15 protein-coding genes are annotated in these 19,079 nt (G+C 69.9%); 7 read left to right on the top strand and 8 right to left on the bottom strand.

Going from position 1 to position 19,079, the window contains the following annotated elements; translation table 11 throughout:
• Window positions 1-2: 2 nt before the first annotated feature.
• The 6 genes from DK368_RS10055 to DK368_RS10030 all read right to left on the bottom strand — a co-directional run bounded on the left by DK368_RS10055 (window position 3) and on the right by DK368_RS10030 (window position 7,814).
• Window positions 3-2,246, bottom strand: coding sequence for a TonB-dependent receptor (locus DK368_RS10055; RefSeq protein WP_205028134.1), 2,244 nt, complete (start codon window positions 2,244-2,246; stop codon window positions 3-5).
• Window positions 2,247-2,337: 91 nt separating this feature from the next.
• The gene (locus tag DK368_RS10050) at window positions 2,338-3,561 is read right to left on the bottom strand and encodes an alanine racemase (RefSeq protein WP_114393820.1); all 1,224 of its coding nucleotides are present in this window, start codon (window positions 3,559-3,561) and stop codon (window positions 2,338-2,340) included.
• Complete coding sequence (locus tag DK368_RS10045) at window positions 3,554-4,957, bottom strand: D-arabinono-1,4-lactone oxidase (RefSeq protein ID WP_114393819.1); 1,404 nt, start codon at window positions 4,955-4,957, stop codon at window positions 3,554-3,556. The genes DK368_RS10050 and DK368_RS10045 overlap by 8 nt, the downstream gene beginning before the upstream one ends.
• 66 nt (window positions 4,958-5,023) lie before the next feature.
• Entirely contained in the window at window positions 5,024-5,416 is a 393-nt protein-coding gene (locus DK368_RS10040) for a c-type cytochrome (RefSeq protein WP_114393818.1), read from the bottom strand.
• A 168-nt stretch (window positions 5,417-5,584) separates the two neighbouring features.
• A complete protein-coding gene (locus DK368_RS10035; protein WP_162305965.1) occupies window positions 5,585-6,226 on the bottom strand; it encodes a TetR/AcrR family transcriptional regulator in 642 nt (213 codons plus the stop codon).
• Window positions 6,227-6,734: 508 nt separating this feature from the next.
• Window positions 6,735-7,814, bottom strand: coding sequence for a glycoside hydrolase family 113 (locus tag DK368_RS10030; RefSeq protein ID WP_155524538.1), 1,080 nt, complete (start codon window positions 7,812-7,814; stop codon window positions 6,735-6,737).
• Window positions 7,815-7,897: 83 nt separating this feature from the next.
• Here DK368_RS10030 and DK368_RS10025 point away from each other — a divergent pair, with 83 nt between their 5' ends.
• From DK368_RS10025 to mepA, 5 genes are all read left to right on the top strand, one after another.
• A complete protein-coding gene (locus tag DK368_RS10025) occupies window positions 7,898-9,874 on the top strand; it encodes a cellulose biosynthesis cyclic di-GMP-binding regulatory protein BcsB (RefSeq protein WP_114393815.1) in 1,977 nt (658 codons plus the stop codon).
• Window positions 9,875-9,887: 13 nt separating this feature from the next.
• Window positions 9,888-11,897, top strand: a complete 2,010-nt coding sequence (locus tag DK368_RS10020; RefSeq protein WP_240002426.1) for a glycosyltransferase — start codon at window positions 9,888-9,890, stop codon at window positions 11,895-11,897.
• Window positions 11,894-13,459, top strand: coding sequence for a hypothetical protein (locus DK368_RS10015; protein WP_114393814.1), 1,566 nt, complete (start codon window positions 11,894-11,896; stop codon window positions 13,457-13,459). The genes DK368_RS10020 and DK368_RS10015 overlap by 4 nt, the downstream gene beginning before the upstream one ends.
• Before the next feature lie 61 nt (window positions 13,460-13,520).
• Entirely contained in the window at window positions 13,521-14,330 is an 810-nt protein-coding gene (locus DK368_RS21630; protein ID WP_162305964.1) for a hypothetical protein, read from the top strand.
• A 112-nt stretch (window positions 14,331-14,442) separates the two neighbouring features.
• Complete coding sequence (gene mepA / locus DK368_RS10010) at window positions 14,443-15,279, top strand: penicillin-insensitive murein endopeptidase (RefSeq protein ID WP_162305963.1); 837 nt, start codon at window positions 14,443-14,445, stop codon at window positions 15,277-15,279.
• Between the two features lie 33 nt (window positions 15,280-15,312).
• On the opposite strand, the gene DK368_RS10005 is transcribed toward mepA, so the two are convergent.
• Both DK368_RS10005 and DK368_RS10000 read right to left on the bottom strand, forming a co-directional pair.
• Window positions 15,313-16,707, bottom strand: coding sequence for an amidase family protein (locus tag DK368_RS10005; protein ID WP_162305962.1), 1,395 nt, complete (start codon window positions 16,705-16,707; stop codon window positions 15,313-15,315).
• A 128-nt stretch (window positions 16,708-16,835) separates the two neighbouring features.
• Window positions 16,836-17,408, bottom strand: a complete 573-nt coding sequence (locus DK368_RS10000) for a TetR/AcrR family transcriptional regulator (RefSeq protein ID WP_114393811.1) — start codon at window positions 17,406-17,408, stop codon at window positions 16,836-16,838.
• Window positions 17,409-17,509: 101 nt separating this feature from the next.
• Here DK368_RS10000 and DK368_RS09995 point away from each other — a divergent pair, with 101 nt between their 5' ends.
• Both DK368_RS09995 and DK368_RS09990 read left to right on the top strand, forming a co-directional pair.
• Window positions 17,510-18,175 carry a glutathione S-transferase family protein gene (locus tag DK368_RS09995; protein WP_114393810.1) on the top strand — a complete coding sequence of 222 codons (666 nt, stop codon included), beginning with the start codon at window positions 17,510-17,512 and terminating at the stop codon, window positions 18,173-18,175.
• 384 nt (window positions 18,176-18,559) lie between these two features.
• Entirely contained in the window at window positions 18,560-18,955 is a 396-nt protein-coding gene (locus tag DK368_RS09990; RefSeq protein ID WP_114393809.1) for a VOC family protein, read from the top strand.
• Window positions 18,956-19,079 lie beyond the last annotated feature (124 nt).

Genomic DNA, 19,079 nt, shown 5'->3' with positions numbered 1-19,079 from the left:
CGTCAGAACTGCCAGCGCACATAGCCGCTCAGCCGGCACGGCCGGCCGGGCACCACCGCATCCAGCCCGAAGCTCTCCAGCGGGTTGATGTCGACCACGTAATCCTTGTCGAACAGGTTGTTGACCATCAGCCCGGCCCCAAGGCTGCCATCACTGGAACTCCAGCCCAGCGTCAGGTCGGCCAGCCACAGGCTGCCCTGGCTCAGCCGATCGACATTGTTGCTGTCGAAATAGACCTTGGAGCGGTAGGAGACATTGGCGGCCAGCTCCACCGCGCCGAACCCGTCGATGGGGTAGCTGTAGCGGGCGCTGCCGGTCAGCGACCAGCGCGGCGACGACGGCAGCCGGTTGCCCTCCAGATCCTGCCCCTGCGACCGGTAATCGCGGTAGGTGGCGTCCAGATACTCGCCGCTCAGCCCCAGCTCCAGACCGCTCAGCGGCACCGTCATCAGCTCGAAGTCCAGGCCCTTGATGCGGGCGCTGGCGGCATTGTCGAAGGTCTGCACCGGCAGGCCGGCCCGTTCCACCAGCTGGAATACCTGCAGGTCCTGGTAATCGTAATAGAAGCCCGACAGGTTCAGCCGCAGCCGGCCGTCCAGCCATTCCGTCTTGGTGCCGATCTCATAGGCATCGACCACCTCGTCCTCGTAGGGGGCGAGGTCGGCCGGGTCACGGGTATAGCCGCCGAAGAAGCCGCCGCTCTTGTAGCCGCGATTATAGCTGGCATAGGCCATGGCCGTGTCGGTCAGCGCGACCTGCGCCCCCAGACGGCCGGACAGGCTGCCGAAGGGTTTGTCGTCCTCCAGCGCGAACAGCTCGATCTCCCGCTCCAGCGTGCTGCGGTAGCGGAAATCCTTCTTGTCGTGGGAATAGCGCAGGCCGGCGGTCAGCGTCAGCCGGTCGGTGGCCTGCCAGTCCGCCTGTCCGAAGGCGGCATAGCTGTCGGTGGTCTGACGGTAGGGATAGCCGACCAGGGCGACATTGTTCTCGATCGATAGGCCGGTCGGATTGTCCGGCGTGATGAACAGCGGCCGCAGATCGCGCAGCACGTCGAAGCCGCTGTCGGTGTCGAGGTAATCGTGCAGGTAATAGACACCGGCCACGGCCTTGACCGCACCGAACTCCGCCTCGCCACGGAACTCCTGGGAGAAATCGCGCTGGGTCGCCTCGTACCAGGTGTGCAGCAGGCTATTGGGGCTGGCGTCGGTATCCTCCTCGTCGTCGCGCTTGGCGTAGTCGAAGGCGGTGATGGAATAAAGCGTCAGTGCATCGCCGGACCAGCGCAGGTTCAGCGTCGCCCCGGCCAGATCGATCTTGTCCTTGCCCTCGAGATTGTAATCACCAGCATAGGGATCGCCGTCGGTATCGGCATAGCCCAGCGCATCGGTGCACAGGCCGGACGCCGTCAGCTCCGGCCGGCACAGCCCGTCCGGTCCCGCCGCCTCGGGGACGGCCGGCTGCAGGGCCCGCGCCTGGGTGTGGATGGCATCGCCGGTGCTGCGTCCGCCGCGCAGCTGCAGCAGCACCTCCACCGTCTCACCAGGTGTAAACAGGGCGCTGCCACGCAGGGCCCAGCGGTCAGTGGCGTTGACATGGTCGCCGCTGACCCGGTTCAGCGTCGGCCCGTCGTCACGCTGGAACGTGCCTGCCAGACGCAGCGCCAATCGGTCCTCCACCACGCCGCCGCCCACGGCGGCATCCAGGGTCAGGGCGTCATAGCGCCCATATTCCGCCCGCCCCTCGATCGACGGCGTGAAGTCGGGCCGGCGCGTGGTGATGTTGATGGCGCCGCCTGTGGTGTTGCGGCCATAGAGGGTGCCCTGCGGCCCGCGCAGCACCTCCACCTGGGCCACGTCGAAGAACTGTCCCATCTGCGCCAGCGGCGACGCCACATAGGCCCCGTCCACATAGATACCGACGGCGCCGGAGGCATTGGCGTTGAAATCGCTGAGGCCGACGCCGCGGATGAAGATCTTGGGATTGGCAGCGGCGTCGGTGGCGGTGATCTGCAGGCCGGGCGCCAGCTTGCCCAGATCCATGACGTCCTGGACCCCGGCGTTCAGCAACGTCTCGCCCGACAGGGCGGTGACGCTGACCGGCACCTCCTGCAGGTTCTGCGCCCGTTTCTGGGCGGTGACGATGATCTCCTCCAGGGCCTCCTGCGCACCGGCCGGCACGGCCGCCAGCATGACCCCGCACATCAGCACAGACTTCAAGCCATAGGCACCCACGGTCCTCTTCGTCATTGCCATACCCCCTGTTCAGCCCGGACCCGCTTGGCGGGCCGGCAGGGCTTTGCGCCCTGTTCTTGTTGTGCGCCGTCCCGCCGGCGCCCGTTCAGGCGGAGGACGGGAATACCGGCCAACGCCCACTGATCGCCCGGCCGTCGAACACGGCCAGGGAACCGAACTGCAAAAAAAGCGCCTCGCTCTGCCGCGGGCGCAGGAAGATCCAGTCGTCGGGCCGCACGGCCCGCTCCCCGCGGCGCGGCCGCGGCCCGGCCCAGCGCTCCTGGTTGCTGGAGCGGCCATAGAGGCGGCTTGGCCGCAGCGCCGGCGGCGACACCGGATCGGCCAGCCAGTTGCCGCCATGGATGAAGCAGGCCCGCGCCGTGGACGGACGCAGCCGCGCCAGCAGCGGCGCCAGCCCGGGCAGACCCGGCAGCCCGGCCGGGTCCTGAACCTTCAGAACCGGCGTGGCGATGAAACAGGCGGGCCGGTGGCGGACCAGCGTATCGAGATCGAAATCGGCGGGCTTCACGAAGGCCGAGCCGATGGCCACCTCGTTGGCCACGGCCCGGGTACTCAGTCCGCCGCCCCCGCAGGGCGCATGCAGGGCATAGGTCGGGCTGCCCGCCGTGTTCAGGGTCAGGGCGGCAAAGCGCTCCGGCGGCAGCCGTGCCTTCAGCACCGAGGCCAGGACGGCATAGCGCGCCCGGCTGTCGGCCAGGGCGCGGCGGCGCAGCCCCAGCGCTTCCGGCAGCTTGGCCAGATGCGGGTCGTACCCCATCAGTCCGGTAACCGTGATCTCTGGCGGCAGCCGGTCCAGCATGGCGGCCAAGACAGCGGGATCGCCGACACCGCCGCGCCCCAGCCCCACATCGATCTCGATAGACACCCGCAGCCGCAGCCCGCAGGTGCGGGCCAGCACGGCGTATTGGTCCAGGCGCTCCGGCGTATCCACCAGCCAGTGCGGCGACGGCGCCTCCGCCCCGACGGCATCGTAATAGGCCGCCGCCGCCGCCACGGGCAACGGCTTGCCCAGCAGCAGGTCGGCTCCGGCATCCACCGCCGCCATGTCCAGCAGCATGGCCCGGCTGAACACCATGTAGCGGCGTGTGTCCAGCCGCTGCGCCAGTCGTTGCAGCAACGGGGCGCAGGGCAGCGACTTCACCACCAGCCGCACGGCCGGCCCGCCGGCCAGAATGCCGGCCACCGCATCGGCATTGGCATCCAGGCGCGGCAGGTCCAGTACCAGCACCGGCTCCGCCAGCCCGGCCCGGTCCAGCGCCGCCGCCAGGGTGGTAAAATAGGCGTCATGGACCGGCCGATCCTCAGCCATGGGCGAAGATCCCGCGCAGATAGTCGTTCAGCAGCCGGCCCTCGGGATCCAGCGACCGGCGCAGGGCGCTGGCCTCGGCAAAGCGGGGGTAAAGAGCGGCGAAATCGGCTGTGCCTAGGCTGTTCAGCTTGCCCCAGTGCGGCCGGCCGCCATGTCGGCGCAGGATCGGTTCCACCAGCGCCGCCAGGAAGGCGTAATTGTCCTTGTAATAGGCATGGACGGCGATGGATCCGGTCATGCGTCCCTGGAACGGCGACAGCCAGGCTTCATCGGGCGCGATGACGCGCGCCTCGATGGGGAAGAACACGTCGGGACGGTTGGTCTCGATGACGGCCACCACCTCGCGCAGGGCCTGGGGCTGTGCCTCCAGCGGCAGATGGTATTCCATCTCGTTGAAGCGCACCGGGCGCTCGTTGGACAGCAGTTGCCAGCTCTCCCCCACCACCTTCTCCGGTTCCAGGCCCGACAGGGCCAGCTTGGCCATGCGGCGGCGCAGGGCAGGCGACCAGCCCAGCCAGTCGCGCAGCCGCTTCAGATCCAGCAGCGCCTCGTTGTCCTGGGCCGGCGGGCGTGGCGTGGCCGGGGCATCGGTCTCGTCATGGGTGATGACGGCCGTCATGTCGGTGAAGGGCAGATAATAGAATTCCACATTGCGGTGGGCCGCCCGCAAGGCCGGCCATTCGGCGAGGGTCTGCTCCAGCGGCTGCAGCCAGACATTGCGCTCCACCCGCCGCAGCGGTCCGTTGCGCAGCGTGGCCTGGGTGACGATGCCGAACACCCCCAGCCCCACCTTGGCCGCGGCGAACAATTCGGGATTGCGGCTGGCATCGCAATCCAGCACCTCGCCGGCGGCGGTCACCAGACGCAGGGCGGTGACATTGCCGTGCAGGGCCGGCAGGGCGGCGCCGGTGCCATGGGTGGCGGTGGCCAGGGCCCCGCCCAGGGACTGCTTGTTGATGTCGGGCAGGTTGGCCATCTCCTGCCCGATGCCGGCCAGGGCCGTGCCCAGCTCCACCAGCCGCGTACCGGCGCGGACGGTGGCGGTGCCGGTGGCCGGATCATGCCCGGCCAGACCGCTCATGCGGTCCAGGGTCACCAGCGTTCCCGGCGTCGGCACCAGCGGCATGAAGGAATGGCCGGAGCCCACGGCCCGCACCGGCCCCTCGGCCCGGCGCAGGATGTCGGCCAGTTCGCCCTCATCCGCCGGGGCGGCACGGGTGGCGGGATAGGCAGTCTGGAGGCCCGACCAGTTGCGCCAGAGCAGGCGCCCCTGCCTATCCTGGCCCGGCGGCAGCGGCGGCTCCGGCTGCTCGCCCACGCGGGACGCGCCGTAACCGGCGCCGGCCAGGGCCGCCGCACCACCCATCAGCAGGAACAGGGAACGCCGGGACAGCATGACGGTCGTGGTCTCCTTGGGACGCGGGGCGGGAAACGGGGCGGGAAACAGGCGCGTTGGGCCGCTTTACGGCGAGGCGGACGGGGGACTGCTCATGAAGCGGATCAGGGCCTCATAGTCGGCCGGGGTGCAGGCGAAGCACTGGCCGCCGGCCGGCATGCCGTTCAACCCCTGCACCACATTGGTCAGGACCGCCGGCATGCCCTTGGCCAGACGGTCGCGCCACTGGGCCGGCACAGCGGTCAGGGGGGCGCCGCTGTCCGGCGTGGTGTGGCAGGCATGACAGGCGGTGGCGTAGATCTCCGCCAGCCGGGCGTCGGCCGGACGCACCGCGGCGATGACCTCCGGGGTCGGCCTGGGGGCCTCGGCCGGACCGCAGGCACAAAGGGCGAGACAGGCGAGAACGGGCAGGGCCAACGGGCGCAGCCATGCACCCGACAGCCGTGGCAACAGCGGCATCGGCAGGCAACCCAAGTGGAAACGATGAGTGGAAATAGAGGTGCGTTAGCGATAACTAACATCGCAGTTAGTGATAACTAAGCACCAGACGCCGCGCAAGACCCTTTCGATCATGCACCCACTGAATCGTTATGCGTTTGCATCGAGGCTCCGGCCGGCGCGGGCCGGTCACGGATGGGAACGCACTCCCTGCAACAGGCCGCCGGACCAGATGTCGGTCAGGCTGCGGCACAGGGCCGGCGCATCATGACCCGGGTCCTCCAGTGCCATTTCGATGACGCTGTAGCCGGCCTCGACGGCGATGCGGGCGCGCAGGCGCAGTTCGGCGGGATCAGCCTCCGGCAGCAGCCGGCGCATCACGGCGGTGATGCGCCCGGTGCCCTCCTCGTGGGAGGCCAGCCGCACGACCGCCAGGGCCGGCACGGCCCGCAGGGCCCGCATGATCCAGACGGCGTTGGACATGGCCGCCGTCACCTCGATGGAGGCCAGCAGGAAGCGGTAATGACCCGCCATCAACGCTTCGAAGCTCTCGGCGCCCTCCAGCCAGTCATGCAGGATGAGATTCTGCCGTTCCATCAGCGCCTCGCCCAGCGCGGCCAGCAGATCGTACTTGTGCTTGAAGTGCCTGTAGAAGATGGGCGGCGACACGCCGGCCCGCGCCGCCACCATGTTGGTGGAGATGCGCTCCACGCCCACCTCGCCCAACAGCTCCGCCCCTGCCTGCATCAGCCGCTGGCGCATGGCGGCGGCCCGCGGCGTGGCAGCCTCGGCCGGGCGGGCAGGATCATCGATGGAGACGGACGGCGGCATCGGCGGAATGATCGGGATCGACGGGCAGGGACAACCGGGCGGCATCGGCGACGGGCAGTTTGGTCCGTCCACCGACGACCCTGCCCGACATGGCCCCGCCGGCACCGGATTGCAAGCGGCCATTCGCCGGATCGGGCGTTCGTAGCGCCACACCGGATGAGACTGCCCCACAGGTCCGGCAGCGTTTACGAAGGCACCGGAATGTTAACCTGTTTATTCTGCGCACCACCACAGGGCGAAGCTTCGATGAAAACCAATACAACCGAATACAAACGCATCCCTTTGACAGCATGAAGCCTATGCAGAATTAAATGAGTTTTAATCCATTAAGCCCTCTATCTTTCAAGGTAAGTTGATCTCGGTCAGGACAGATGAGATGTGGAGCATGTGCGCCGGATGCCGGATCCGCGCCGCCCATGGTGCCCGGTTGCATGCGACCGGGCACCGCCGGGCGGCCCATGTCCCCGCTTGTCTGTCCTCGGGAACTGGTCCGGTCCCCGGCCGGGTTTCAGCGCACCGCGCCGTGCGGATCGCAGCCGCCACCGAAGGCGCAGCGCAGCACCGCTTCCGCCGGCTTGCCCTGCACGGTGAAATCCGTGTCCGCGGCGCCGCCCAGGGCCGGATCGCTGAACCAGCGCCAGACCAGCACATCGCCGAACCCCCGCTGGCCCAGGGCGGCCAGCCATGCCGCCAGCACCGCCGCCTGCCCGGTCGGATCGGGGGCAGCCTCGCGTTCCTCCGCACTTTCCCAGGGTCGGACCTGGGCACCCAGGGCCGAGCGCAGCCCGAGTTCACCCACCCACAGCGGCCTGCCCACGGCCCGGCGCCAGTCCACCAGCCGGTCGGCCCAACGGCCGACCGCGACGGGCAGTTCGTCCGCCGTCTGCCCCAAGGGCGGATAAAGGCTGACCGCCGCCACATCCAGCAGCGGCCAGAACGGCACGCGCTCGACCTCGCCGTCCCAATGGGCGACATAGGTCAGCGTCCCGGAGAAACGGGCGCGGACGCGGCGGATCAGGTCCGTCCATTCGGGCCGTGCGCTGGTGCCGCGCAGTTCCGTCCCCAGGGCGAAGGCCTCGGCGCCCTCCCCTGCGGCCAGGGCAGCCAGAATCTCCAGCCCGGCGCCATAGCCGGCGAACCAGGACTGCCAATCGGCCTCCCGCGTCGGGGCGATGGCGCCGGCCCAGGTGCCCGGCACCCAGACATGGGGCTTCAGCAGCACCCGGAAGCCCAGAGCCCGGGCCTGACGGATGCCGGCCCGCAATTCCTCCAGCGTATAGTCACTGCCCAGACCGACGGCGGCGCTGTCCGGCCGCTCCTGCCAGAAGAAATAGACCAGCGCCAGGCTATCCGCCCCCAGCGCCTTCAGCCGGGCCAGCGAGCGGCCGCAGGCCTCACCGCCCAGCGGCGCCTGCGGTGTGCGGACCAGGTTGACCCCGCGCCAGCCGGACCGGACCGCCGGGACGGGGCCGCCGGGTCCGGACGCCTCCTGCCCTGCCGCCGCCGGACGGACCAGCGCTGGCCACAGGCCCAGCGGCAGGCCCAGCACCACCCGGCGTCCGATGCTCCGGCATCCGATTCCCCTCATCACCACTCCCCGTCGCTCTCCTGCCATCCCCGCCAGCGTCTGCCCGCTTATACGCCGTCGCTCCGCCAAACAGGACTCCGTTGATGAAGACCCTGCTCCAGGCCGCCCTGCTGGCCGCCGCCCTCCCGGCCGCTCTGCCTGCCGCTGCCGGGCCTGCCGCTGCCGCCCAACCGGCCCCGCCGGCGGCCACGGCAGTGGCAGCCGCGACACCGCATCTGGTCGATCGTCAGGTCACCCTGGCGGAGATCGGCTTTCCCGACGGTCTCAGCTTCACCGGCTTTTCCGGCCGGCGCGACATCTATTTCCCCCTCCCGGCCGGTGTCGGCATCCGCCGCTTCCGGCTGGAGGGGGGACTGGAGACGCAGATTCCGGCGCCCATCCGTGCCGCGGCCCGCATCGGCATCGATGACGTCCCGCGCTGGAGCGGTGTGCTCGGGGCCGGGGCGGTCCCGCTGGCCTTCGACCTGACCCGGCGGAGCGATGGCGGCGACTTCATCAAGCTCAGCCTGGATTATGGCGCCGCCTGGACCGACGACCGCTGCGCCGACCAGCGCCTGCCCGGCGGCTTCGTCACCCTGCGTCCGGACACGCAGCTGCGCTACAGCTACGATCCCGCCGACGTCAGCAGCCTGCGGACGGCCATGGCCGTGCTGCCGCGGCGGGTGCGCATCGGCCTTGCGACCACGCCGCTGAACCGGGCCCAGTATGAGGCCGCCCTGGCCCTGGCCGCCGGACTGACCCGGCAGGGGCACCAGGTGGCCTTCACCCGCCTCGCCGACCTTACGCCCGGCATGGCGGCGGCACCGGCCGAGATCGTCGTGGCGCCCGCATCCGCCCTGGCCACCTTCGCCGTGGCGGAGGCGAGCGGCAGCGCCCGGCTGCTGCGCATCGGCACGGATCCGGTCGTCGCCCTGACCGACTCCGCCGACATCATGACCGCCCGTTATCTCACCGGCCCCTGGTCGCCGCTGGCCGGTGGTCCGACGGCGACGGCGCGGGCCAGTCTGCCCCCCGGCCCCGCCACCCCCGACGAGATCCCTTTCTCCCGCCTGGGGCTGGGCACCGGTGTGCAGGAGGTGGTCGACCGCGGCGAGTGGGCGCTGCGCTTCGACTATGCCCAGCTGCCGCGGGGCAAGCGTCCCACCGCCCTGCGGCTGGATCTGGCACCGGGCGCCGCCCTGACCGATCAGCCGCAGCTGGCCCATGTCTTCGTCAACGACCTGCTGCTGCGCAGTGTCACGCTGGACAGCAGTGCGGCACGGCAGCTGACGGTGCCGCTGCCCGACGGGCTGCTGGGCCGCAGCAACTCCATCCGGGTGGTGCTGCAACGCCAGCCGACGGCGGGCAATTGCAAGGACGCGCCCCTGGCCTCCCCGGCACAGCTGCTGCCCGGCAGCAGCGTGGTCCTGGCCGATGACGGGGCGGCCCCGGCCGATTTCTTCGCCCTGGGGTCCGCCTTCGCCGACGGGGTGACGGTGGTGGTGCCGCCGGCGGCGCTGGCCGACCCGGTCGCCTCGCTGACCCTGGCCCAGCGCATCCTGCCCGGACTGGTGGCCGATGGCGACCGGCTGCGGGTGGCGGTGGATGAGGGCAAGGTGCCCGACGGTCCCTTCCTGCTGCTGCCCGGCGCCCGGCTCCCGGCCGGCCTGACGCTGCCGGTGGCGCTGGACGCCGGTGCCGTCAAAGTGGTGGACCGCCAGGGCCGCCTGCTGCTGGACGTGTCCGGTACGCCCGGCCTGCTGGTGGCACAGCTGGCCCAGGCCGGCGGCCATGCCGGCCTGGTGCTGCAGACGGCCGGCGGTCAATCCGCCCCGGTGCTGCCATCGAAGCCGCTGGCGCTGGACCGCGGCACCGTGGCCTTCGCCGATGCCGGCGGTCTGCTGATGGCCGTGGACACCGCGCGCGAACGTGCCGTGCGGGTGGAGGTGGGCGACAACAGCCCATGGGCCGACTGGCTGGACCGCTTCCGTGTCCTGGTCATTGCCGTGGTCTGGCTGGCGCTGACGGCACTGGCGGCCGGGGCCTTGGCCCGCTGGTACCGCGCCCGCGGCAAGTCCTGATCCGGCGCGCGCCATGACCGACATGTCCCTGGTTCCCGCCCCGCCTGCACCGCCAGCCCCGGCATTGGCACCCGCATTGGGGGACAGCCAACCTGCCGCCGGCCTGTCCGGCGGCACCCGGGCCGGCGAGGATCTGCCCATCGGCGAACTGCCCATCGGCGAACTGCCCATCGGCGAACTGCTGGTAGCCCGCGGCCTGCTGCGTCCGGACCAGTTGGACAAGGCCCTGGCATTGCAGCGCAAATGGCAGGTGCGCTTCGGTGACATCGTGCTGTCCCAGGGCATGGTGCGGCCGTTCGACTTCTATCGCACCCTGGCCGGCCGCTTCGGTCTGGATTTCGTCGATCTGATGCGGGACCGGCCCGACCCCACCCTGGCCCGGGTGGAACATCGGGAGGAGTATGCCCGCCTGCTGCTGCTGCCCTGGCGGCGGCAGGATGGGCGCATCGTCGTCGCCACCGCCGACCCCGGCCCGGCAGCCCTGGCCTTCGCGGAGACCGCCTATGGTCCCGACGCACAGCTGGTTGTCACCTCGAAGTTCGACATCCTCTGGAGCCTCCAGCGCACCTTCGAGAAGGAGTACAGCCACGAGGCCGTCTACGGCTTGGCCGAGATGGACCCCGAGAATTCGGCCCGTCAGGTGGTGACGCCGCAGCAGGGCCTGTTCCTCTATTGCTGTCTGTCGCTGCTGCTGGGCGGCCTGGCCTTCGCGCCCATCGGTACGCTGGTCACGCTGAACGTGGTCATGGCGGTGTTCTATCTCGGCAATTTTCTGCTGAAGACGGTGCTGGTCTGGTTTGGCGCCAATGCCCGGCTGGTGGACCGCAAGGTCACGGACGCCGAGGTCAAGGCCCTGCGCGACGAGGATCTGCCAGTCTTCACCGTGCTGGTGCCCATGTACAAGGAACCGGAGGTGCTGCCGATCCTGGCGGCGGCGCTGCGCCGGCTCGACTATCCCATGGCCAAGCTGGATATCAAGCTGGTGCTGGAGGCCGGCGACCGCGAGACCATCGACGCCGCCAAGTCCCTGGGCCTGGAGGGCACGTTCGAGATCATCCGCGTGCCGGCGTCAAAACCGCAGACCAAGCCCAAGGCCTGCAACTACGCCCTGAACTTTGCCCGCGGCGATTATCTCGTCATCTTCGATGCCGAGGATCAGCCCGAGCCGGATCAGTTGAAAAAGGTGGTTATCGCCTTCGAGAAGGCCGGAGACCAGGTCGCCTGCGTGCAGTGCCGGCTGAACTACTTCAATGCCAATGAGAATTGGCTGACGCGGATGTTCACCCTCGATTACTCTCTCTGGTTCGATTACATGCTGCCAGGGCTGGAGCAGCTGCGTATTCCCATTCCGCTGGGCGGCACCTCGAACCATTTCCGCATGGATGTGCTGAAGAAGCTGCGGTCCTGGGATCCGTTCAACGTGACGGAGGATGCCGATCTCGGCGTGCGCATGACCCAGAAGGGCTACCGGGTCGCCGTCTGCAACTCGACCACATTCGAGGAGGCCAATGTCTCCATCCCCAACTGGGTCCGCCAGCGCTCGCGCTGGATCAAGGGCTATATGCAGACCTATCTCGTGCATATGCGCCACCCGCTGAACCTGTACCGCTCGGTCGGTCCCGGCGGCTTCTGGGGGTTTCAGTTCTTTGTCGGCGGCACCATGCTGTCGGGCGTGTTGAACCCGATCTTCTGGTCCTTCTATGCCTTCTGGCTGCTGGTGGGCGGGACCTTCCTCGATCCGCTGTTCCCCACGGCCCTGCTTTATCTGTCGCTGTTCAACCTGCTGGCCGGCAACGGGCTGTTCACCTACCTCTCCATCATCGCGCCGGTGAAGCGCGGCTGGATGAGCCTGGCCCCCTGGGGCCTGACCGTGGCGGGCTACTGGGCCCTGATGTCGGTGGCCGCCTACAAGGCCCTGTGGCAGCTGGTCCGCAATCCCTTCTACTGGGAAAAGACCCAGCACGGCCTCTCCGCCGTCACCAAGCAGGAGGTGGCCAAGGCGATGGCCAGCATGAACCAATGACGGCGCTGGATCTCGCCGGCCGCCCGTCGTCGGTCCCTCCCGCTGCCCCCGCCACGACCGGCCGTCATCGCCGCGACCTGCTGCCGCTGGGCTGGCTCTGGTTCGCCCTGGGACTGCTGCTCTGTGCCGGACAGGTGCAATGGGTGCTGCAGGCCGGCTATGTCACCGACACCGCCGCCGACCGGTGGCGCACGGCATTGCTGGCCGCCTCCGACGCCAGTGCTTTCCGCGACCTGTTCGCCATCACCTTCCCGCCGCTGCCGCTGATGGCCGATCTGCTGCTGGGCCTGCTGCCTGGGACCGGCGGCGTGCCGCTGCCGGTCCTGGTCAATGTACTGGCCGGGGCCGGGCTGGCCGCGGCCTGGGCCGGCCAGATCGCCAGTGGCGGCTATGGCCGCGCCGTCTCCGGCCTGGCCGCCCTGCTGCTGCTGGCCCACCCCGCCCTGCAGCAGGCGATTGCCGCCGGCGACGGCACCCCGCTGGCGCTGCTGGCACTGACCCTGATGATCCCGGCTTTGATCCGGGTGCGGCGGGCAGGCGACGTCAACGCCATGGCCCTGGTCGGGTCCGCCCTGGCGCTGATGCTGTTCAGCGCCCCGTCCGGGGCCTATCTGGTGCTGGCGCTGCTGCCCGCCCTGGTGGCCCTGGCGCCGCCGTCGCTGATGGTGCGCTCGGTGCTGGGCGTGCTGCTGGTGCTGCTGTTCCCGGTCTTGTTCACGCTGGGCGGCTATCTCTACACCAACTGGATCTTCGGCGGCTCGGCCCTGGCCTTCGCCGCCAGCGTCGATGCCGCCATCCGCGGAGCCGCGGCCGATCTGGGCCGCTACCCCTGGTTGATGCTATGGAGCCATGACCGGCCGGCGGGTCTGGCCGCGGTGGGGCTGATGCTGCTGGGCAGCGTCCCGCTGCTGCCGGTGGCCGTTGCCCGCATCCATGACCGCCATGCCCGCTGGACCGTGCTGCTGTTGGCCGCCTCGGTGCTGGCCGCCATCCTTATCGCCAGCGTCAGCCGCTATCTCGACCATCCCGGCCAGATGCTGCCCTATCTGCTGCCGGTGCTGGCCATGGGCGCCGCCGCGGCACGGCCGGCCCGCCTCCCGGCCTCGGTGCTGCTGCTGCTGCTGACCCTGGGACTGCGCGGCGGCTGGACGGCGCAGGACTATGCCGCCGCCCCGGCCGGTGCTGCCTGGCAGGCGGCCATGCGCGGGTCGGTGGTGGCCGAGAGCGCCGCCGCCCAGGACAACGCCTTCGGCAAGCTGCTGCGCGGCTACCAGGATGTCGCCATCGACGCCACCGTGTCCGGACTGGTCGTGCCGGCCCGCGGCACGGCCGAGGGGTTGCTGCTGACCAGCACCGACCGGCTGAAGGCCGACCTGCTGGCCGGCGCCCTGTCCAGCCGCTATGTCGCGGTCCAGGACCCCGACACGCCCCGTGGCCTGCGCGACCGCATCGGACGCGCCCTGGCCGGCGTCTGGCGGGATGGTCCGCCGGGCGCCACACTGGTGGCCGCCATCGGTCCCTGGCGCCTGTGGCGGCTGCCCGACCGGCCATCCCGCCCATGACCCCGTCCTTCCGTCGCCACCTCCTCTGCCCCTTCCTTTGCCCGGCCCCGCTGGTGAGATGATGAACCTGTTCCTCCGCCCCCCGCTGCTGGCTCTGCTGCTGACCCTGTCCCCCCTGGCGGCCGGCCCGGTCTGCGCCGGAGCCTGGCCCCTGGCCGAAGGCACGGGGCAGATGATCCTGACCCTCGGCGCCTCCCGCTCCGACGCCGGCTTCGACGGGCGGGACAGCGGCCGCGGGCTGGAGTTCCGCAAATGGGAGCTGTCGCCCCTGCTGACCTGGGGCCTGGACGCCGAAACCAGCCTGTTCCTGAAGCCGACGCTGCAACGTCTGTCGGCCGATCGCAGCGGCGGCGGCACCGACCGCACCACTGGCCTGACCGATACGGAACTGGGCTTCACCCGGGCGGTCTGGCGCGGCACGGATTCGGTGCTGTCGTTCCAGCCCATGCTGCGCCTGCCGCTGTTCTATGACAGCGATGACAGTCCGGCGCTCGGCTCCGGCCATGCCGATGCCGAAATGCGGGTCCTGTACGGCCGCAACCTGACTCTGGCCGGGCTTCCCGGTTTCTTCGACGGGCAGCTGGCCTGGCGCCAGCGTACCGGCGCACCGGCCAACGAGGCCAATCTCGACCTGACCCTCGGGCTCCGGCCGCAGGCCGACCTCATGCTGCTGCTGCAATCCTTCAACACCGTCACCCTGGGCCATGCCGGCAACGGCTATGACCAGACCCGCCGCTATAAGCTCCAGCTCTCGGCGGTGCAGCAGCTCACCCCCACCGTCTCAGTGCAGATCGGCGCCAACAAGGCCGTCGGCGGCCGCAACGACGGCAACGAGCTGGGCGGGCTGCTGGCCCTCTGGGTCGGATTCTGATCCCGGCCCGCCCGCGGCACCCCAGCAAGGATCAGGATCGCCGGGGCTTGATCGCCCGGCCCGTCCGACGGAGACTGCGGGCACCCGGCATCGGGCCGGAAGGGAAAGCCGCATGTCCGTCCGCCACCTGTTTCCGGCCCTGGTCCTGGCCGCAAGCCTGCCCCTGCTGACGACGACGGGCGCCGCGGCCGCGGGGGCAGCGGATCTGCTGCCCTCGGGCGGGCCGCCGCATCCCATCGGCAGCTATGCCAATGGCTGCATCGGCGGCGCGGCCCCGCTGCCGCCCGACGGCCCCGGCTATCAGGCGGTGAACCTGTCGCGCCACCGCACCTTCGGCCATCCCGAGCTGGTGGCCTATGTCCAGGTGCTGGCGGCCCAGGTGGCGACGGAAAGGCTGGGCCTGCTGCTGGTGGGCGATCTGGCCGGCGCCCGCGGCGGTCGCCTGCCCGGCATGCATGCCAGCCATCAGACCGGCCTCGATGTGGATCTGTGGTTCGACCTGTCGCAACCGCGCCTGCCCGCCGCCGCGCGGGAACGGGACGACTTTCCCAGCATGGTCGACAGCACGACACGGCGGGTCGATCCGCGCCGCTTCGGCCCGGCCCAGATCGCCCTGCTGAAACTGGCCGCCACCGACACGCGGGTGGCCCGCATCTTCGTCAATCCCGCCATCAAGCTGGCCCTGTGCGAACAGGTGAACGGCGACCGGCGCTGGCTGCACAAGATCCGCCCCTGGTTCGGCCATGCCGCCCATTTCCATGTGCGGCTGGACTGCCCGCGCGACGCGGCAGACTGCGTGCGCCAGGACCCGGTGCCAGCGGGCGAAGGCTGCGATGCCGAGCTGATGAGCTGGTTCGAGCCGCCGAAGCCGCCGGCGACCCCGCCCCGTCCGGTGGAGCCGCCGCCCCCGCCCGCGGCCTGCCGCGCCATCCTGGGCCTGCCGGGCTGACACTGCCCTTCCGTCCGGGGACGGAAACCGGCGTCAGACGGCGACGGAGACGGGCGGCCAGCGCCCGGCCCAGGGCTGGGCCGCCTCCAGCTCGAAGGCCAGCCGCAGCAGGGTCTCCTCCGCCCCGCGGTCGCCGGCCAGCATGACTCCGATGGGCAGGCCGTCGGCATTCCAGTGCAGCGGCAGGGTGATGGCCGGCGTGCCGGAGACATTCTGCAGCGGGGTATAGCCCAGCCAGCCGAACATCCGCTCCATCAGCAGTTCACCCGGCACATCCGGTGCCATGAAGCCCAGCACCGGCGGCGGGCCGGCCAGGGTCGGCGTCAGCAGCACATCGACGTCGCGGTAGAAGGCGGCCAGCTGCCGGGGCAGTGTGCCGATCTGGTCATAGGCGCGCTCCAGCGCCGCTGGCGGCAGCGCCTCGGCAAAGCGGCCCAGGGCGTTGGTCCAGGGCTCCAGCACCTGATCCGGGTCGGCACCCGCCGCCCGCACCGCATCCACGCAATCGGCCCCGATATGGCACCACAGGGTGCGCTCCGCCGCATCCACGGCCGGTCCGTCCACGGGCCAGTCCCGCTCCACCACGCTGTGTCCCAGGGCGCGGCACAGCGTGGCGGTGTGCTCCACCGCCTCCACCAGATCAGGATGGGGCGGGATGCCGGCCAGGGTCGGCAGCACCAGAGCGATACGCAGGCGCCGGCGGTCGGGGCCGGTGACCGGCGGCGGCCGGTCGGGATGGGCGATGGCGAAGCCCCAGGCCACGTCGCGCACGCTGCGCGCCATCAGCCCGTCGCCCACCAGCAGATCCTCGATGACATGGCGGGCGCGCACCCGCACCGTGGCCCCCCGCCCCGGCTTCAGCCCAACCAGACCGCAGCAGGACGCCGGAATGCGGATGGAGCCGGCGCCGTCGCTGCCATGGGCCAGTGGCACCAGACCGGCGGCCAGCGCCGCCCCTGCCCCGCCGCTGGAACCGCCGGGGGAATGGGCGGGCGACCAGGGATTGCGCGTGGGGGCCGCGATGACCGGCTCGGTCACGCCCAGCAGGCCGAACTCCGGCATCGCGCTCTTGCCCAGGGGGATCAGCCCCTCCGCCTCCAGCCGCCGCACATAGGGGAAGGCGCGCTGCACCGGCGCCAGCGACCGGCTGGCCGACCCGCCGCGGCTGGGCATGCCGGGATAATCCAGGGAATCCTTCAGCAGACAGGGCACGCCGGCCAGCGGACGCGCCGGCAGCGGCCCCACGGCCTGGCCCCGTGCCATCTCGAAGGCCCGCCAGCTGACGGCGTTCAGCTGTGGGTCCAGCGCCTCGATGCGCAGGATGGCCGCCTCCACCAGTTCGGCCGGCGACAGCGCCCCGGTCCGCAGCAGCGCCGCCTGGGCGTGGGCGTCCAACCGGCCCAGGGCCAGGGCGTCCGTCTTCGTCATCGTGCCGGTCATTGCGCCTCATACTCCCTGTCTCTGGTTGGCCGGAGGCACCCGTGGGACCTGTCCCGCCGCACCCGGAACCCGCGGACAGGGAACACCGCCTTCTTCACAGACCGGGCCATGCGACGTCATCCGATTACCTGGTCGATGATCGCATCGCTGGCCGGGATCTGACCATCCAGCATCAGCATGGCCAGCCCATGGGCGCGCGACCACACCCGCAGAGCCAGAACCGACACATCGGGGTGATCCGGCGGCAGGCCGAGATGGGCGGCCGCATTGGCCCGCAGCAGGGCGCCGGGTTCGGTGTCCGGCGCCGCGGCATCGCCCGGCGCGGCAACCGCCAGACGGAACAGGGCGGGATTGGCCAGGGCGAAGCGGACATAGGCCCGACCCGTGGCAATGAAGCCGGCCAGGCCGCCACCGGCCGCCTCAGCGGCCTGCCGTTGCGCCTCGCCCAGCCGGACAAGGCCTTCCGCGGCCAGGGCCGCCAGCAGCGCCGCCTTGTCGGGGAAATGGCGGTAAACCGCCGTGGCGCTGACACCGGCTGCACGCGCCATCCCACGCAGGGACAATGCGTCCGCAGGTCCCGACGCCAGCAGCGACAGGCCCGCGTCGATCAGAGCCGTCCGCAGATCGCCGTGGTGATAGGATTGGCGAAGGCGCGCATTGATGTTGACATTGTTATCATCGCTGATCATGCTGACAGTGTAAACATCAGCCCCCAGCGCGGAAAGCGGCAAATCGTCCCGCGCGGGTCGACCGCAGGGGTGCAGCAGCCCTCACGTCACGGATTCCCGGCATGATCACCGTCCACCATCTCAACAATTCCCGCTCGCACCGCATCCTTTGGCTGCTGGAGGAGCTGGATCTGCCCTACGAGTTCGTGCAGCATCAGCGGGACCCGCACACCATGTTGGCGCCGGCGGCGCTGCGGCAGGTGCATCCGCTGGGCAAGGCCCCGGTGCTGACCGACGGGGAGCGGGTTGTCGCCGAATCCGGGGCCATCATCGACTATGTGATCGAGCGCTACGGCAACGGCCGGCTGGTCCCGGCGCCCGACACGGCGGAACGGCTGCGCTACCGCTACTGGCTGCATTATGCCGAGGGGTCGGCCATGCCGCCGCTGCTGCTGAAACTGCTTTTCACCACATTGCCGTCACGGGTGCCCTTCCCCATCCGCCCCATTGCCCGCGGCATAGCCCAGGCAACCCTGCGCCAGTTCGTCGATCCGCAGCTGTGCCTGCATGCGGATTTCTGGGAGGCGGAACTGGACCGGACCCCCTGGTTCGCCGGCGCCGCCTTCTCGGCAGCCGACATCCAGATGAGTTTTCCGCTGGAGGTCTTCCTGGCCCGCTCCGGCATGGCCGGCCGCTATCCCCGCATCGCCGCCCTGATACAGGCACTGCGCGCCCGCCCCGCCTATCGCCGCGCCAGCGACCGCGGCGGCGAGATGATCCCGCTGTGACGAACGGGGGGCGTGACCCAGACGATGCCCTGCCAGCCATGTCCTCAAGGCAACCGCCGGCGATCTCTCGCAGCGTCCGCCTGGTCGACCTGCGGAATGTCGTCGAGGGCGCGGAAAACGACAAATGACACCAGGCGCTTCACGACTCTGCTGCGGCCACATCGGCTGAGCGTGAAGGCAGTCGGCCAGTCACTTGGAATGAGCAATAGGTCCCCGACAGACTTTCGCCTAGATTGTCATCGCAGATGGAAGGAGCCATGAGGCGGAGGACAGATCGGAAAGGATCCGGGAGTCCAGATCAAAAACCGCACCCCCATAGGCCCAACCCATTGATTTTGCTCGGACCGGCAGCGGTTTTTCCTGCACTCTTGGAATGGAGCGGGTATGAGCGACTGGAAACCTTCTGCTTACCCCTCGATCAGTCCGTATCTCATATGTCATGAGCCCGAACGGGTCATCGATTTCATGATGGCTGTATTCGACGCGTCGCTGCTTCGTCGCTTCGATCGGCCGGACGGCTCTCTGATGCATGCCGAGATTCGTATCGACGACAGCATCGTGATGATCGGAGGTGGCGCGACGGCGTATCTGTCTGCAGAAGTTCATATTCATGTTTACGTTGCCGACGCCCAGGCGATCTATGATCGAGCCCTTGCTTCGGGCGCTGAGTCGGTCCAGCCACCCGTGCAAAAAGCCGCAGGCGATGATCTGAGAGGTGGGTTTCGTGATCCGGCTGGCCACCTCTGGTGGGTCGCGACACAGGGAGTTGATCCCCTGTGACCGGACAGTTCTCTGATCGGCGGTAGCATCGCAGCTGCGCCTTGCACCTGTAAACCGCCCCAGCGCGGCGTGGCTGACCGGCATGGACCGCCAAACCCGGCGCGATGCTATGGTGCGCACCATC

The organism is Oleisolibacter albus, assembly GCF_003336875.1.
Taxonomy (GTDB): domain Bacteria; phylum Pseudomonadota; class Alphaproteobacteria; order Azospirillales; family Azospirillaceae; genus Niveispirillum; species Niveispirillum album.
Note: the sequence above shows the minus strand (reverse complement) of the source record. Positions and strands in the feature narration are given on the sequence as shown.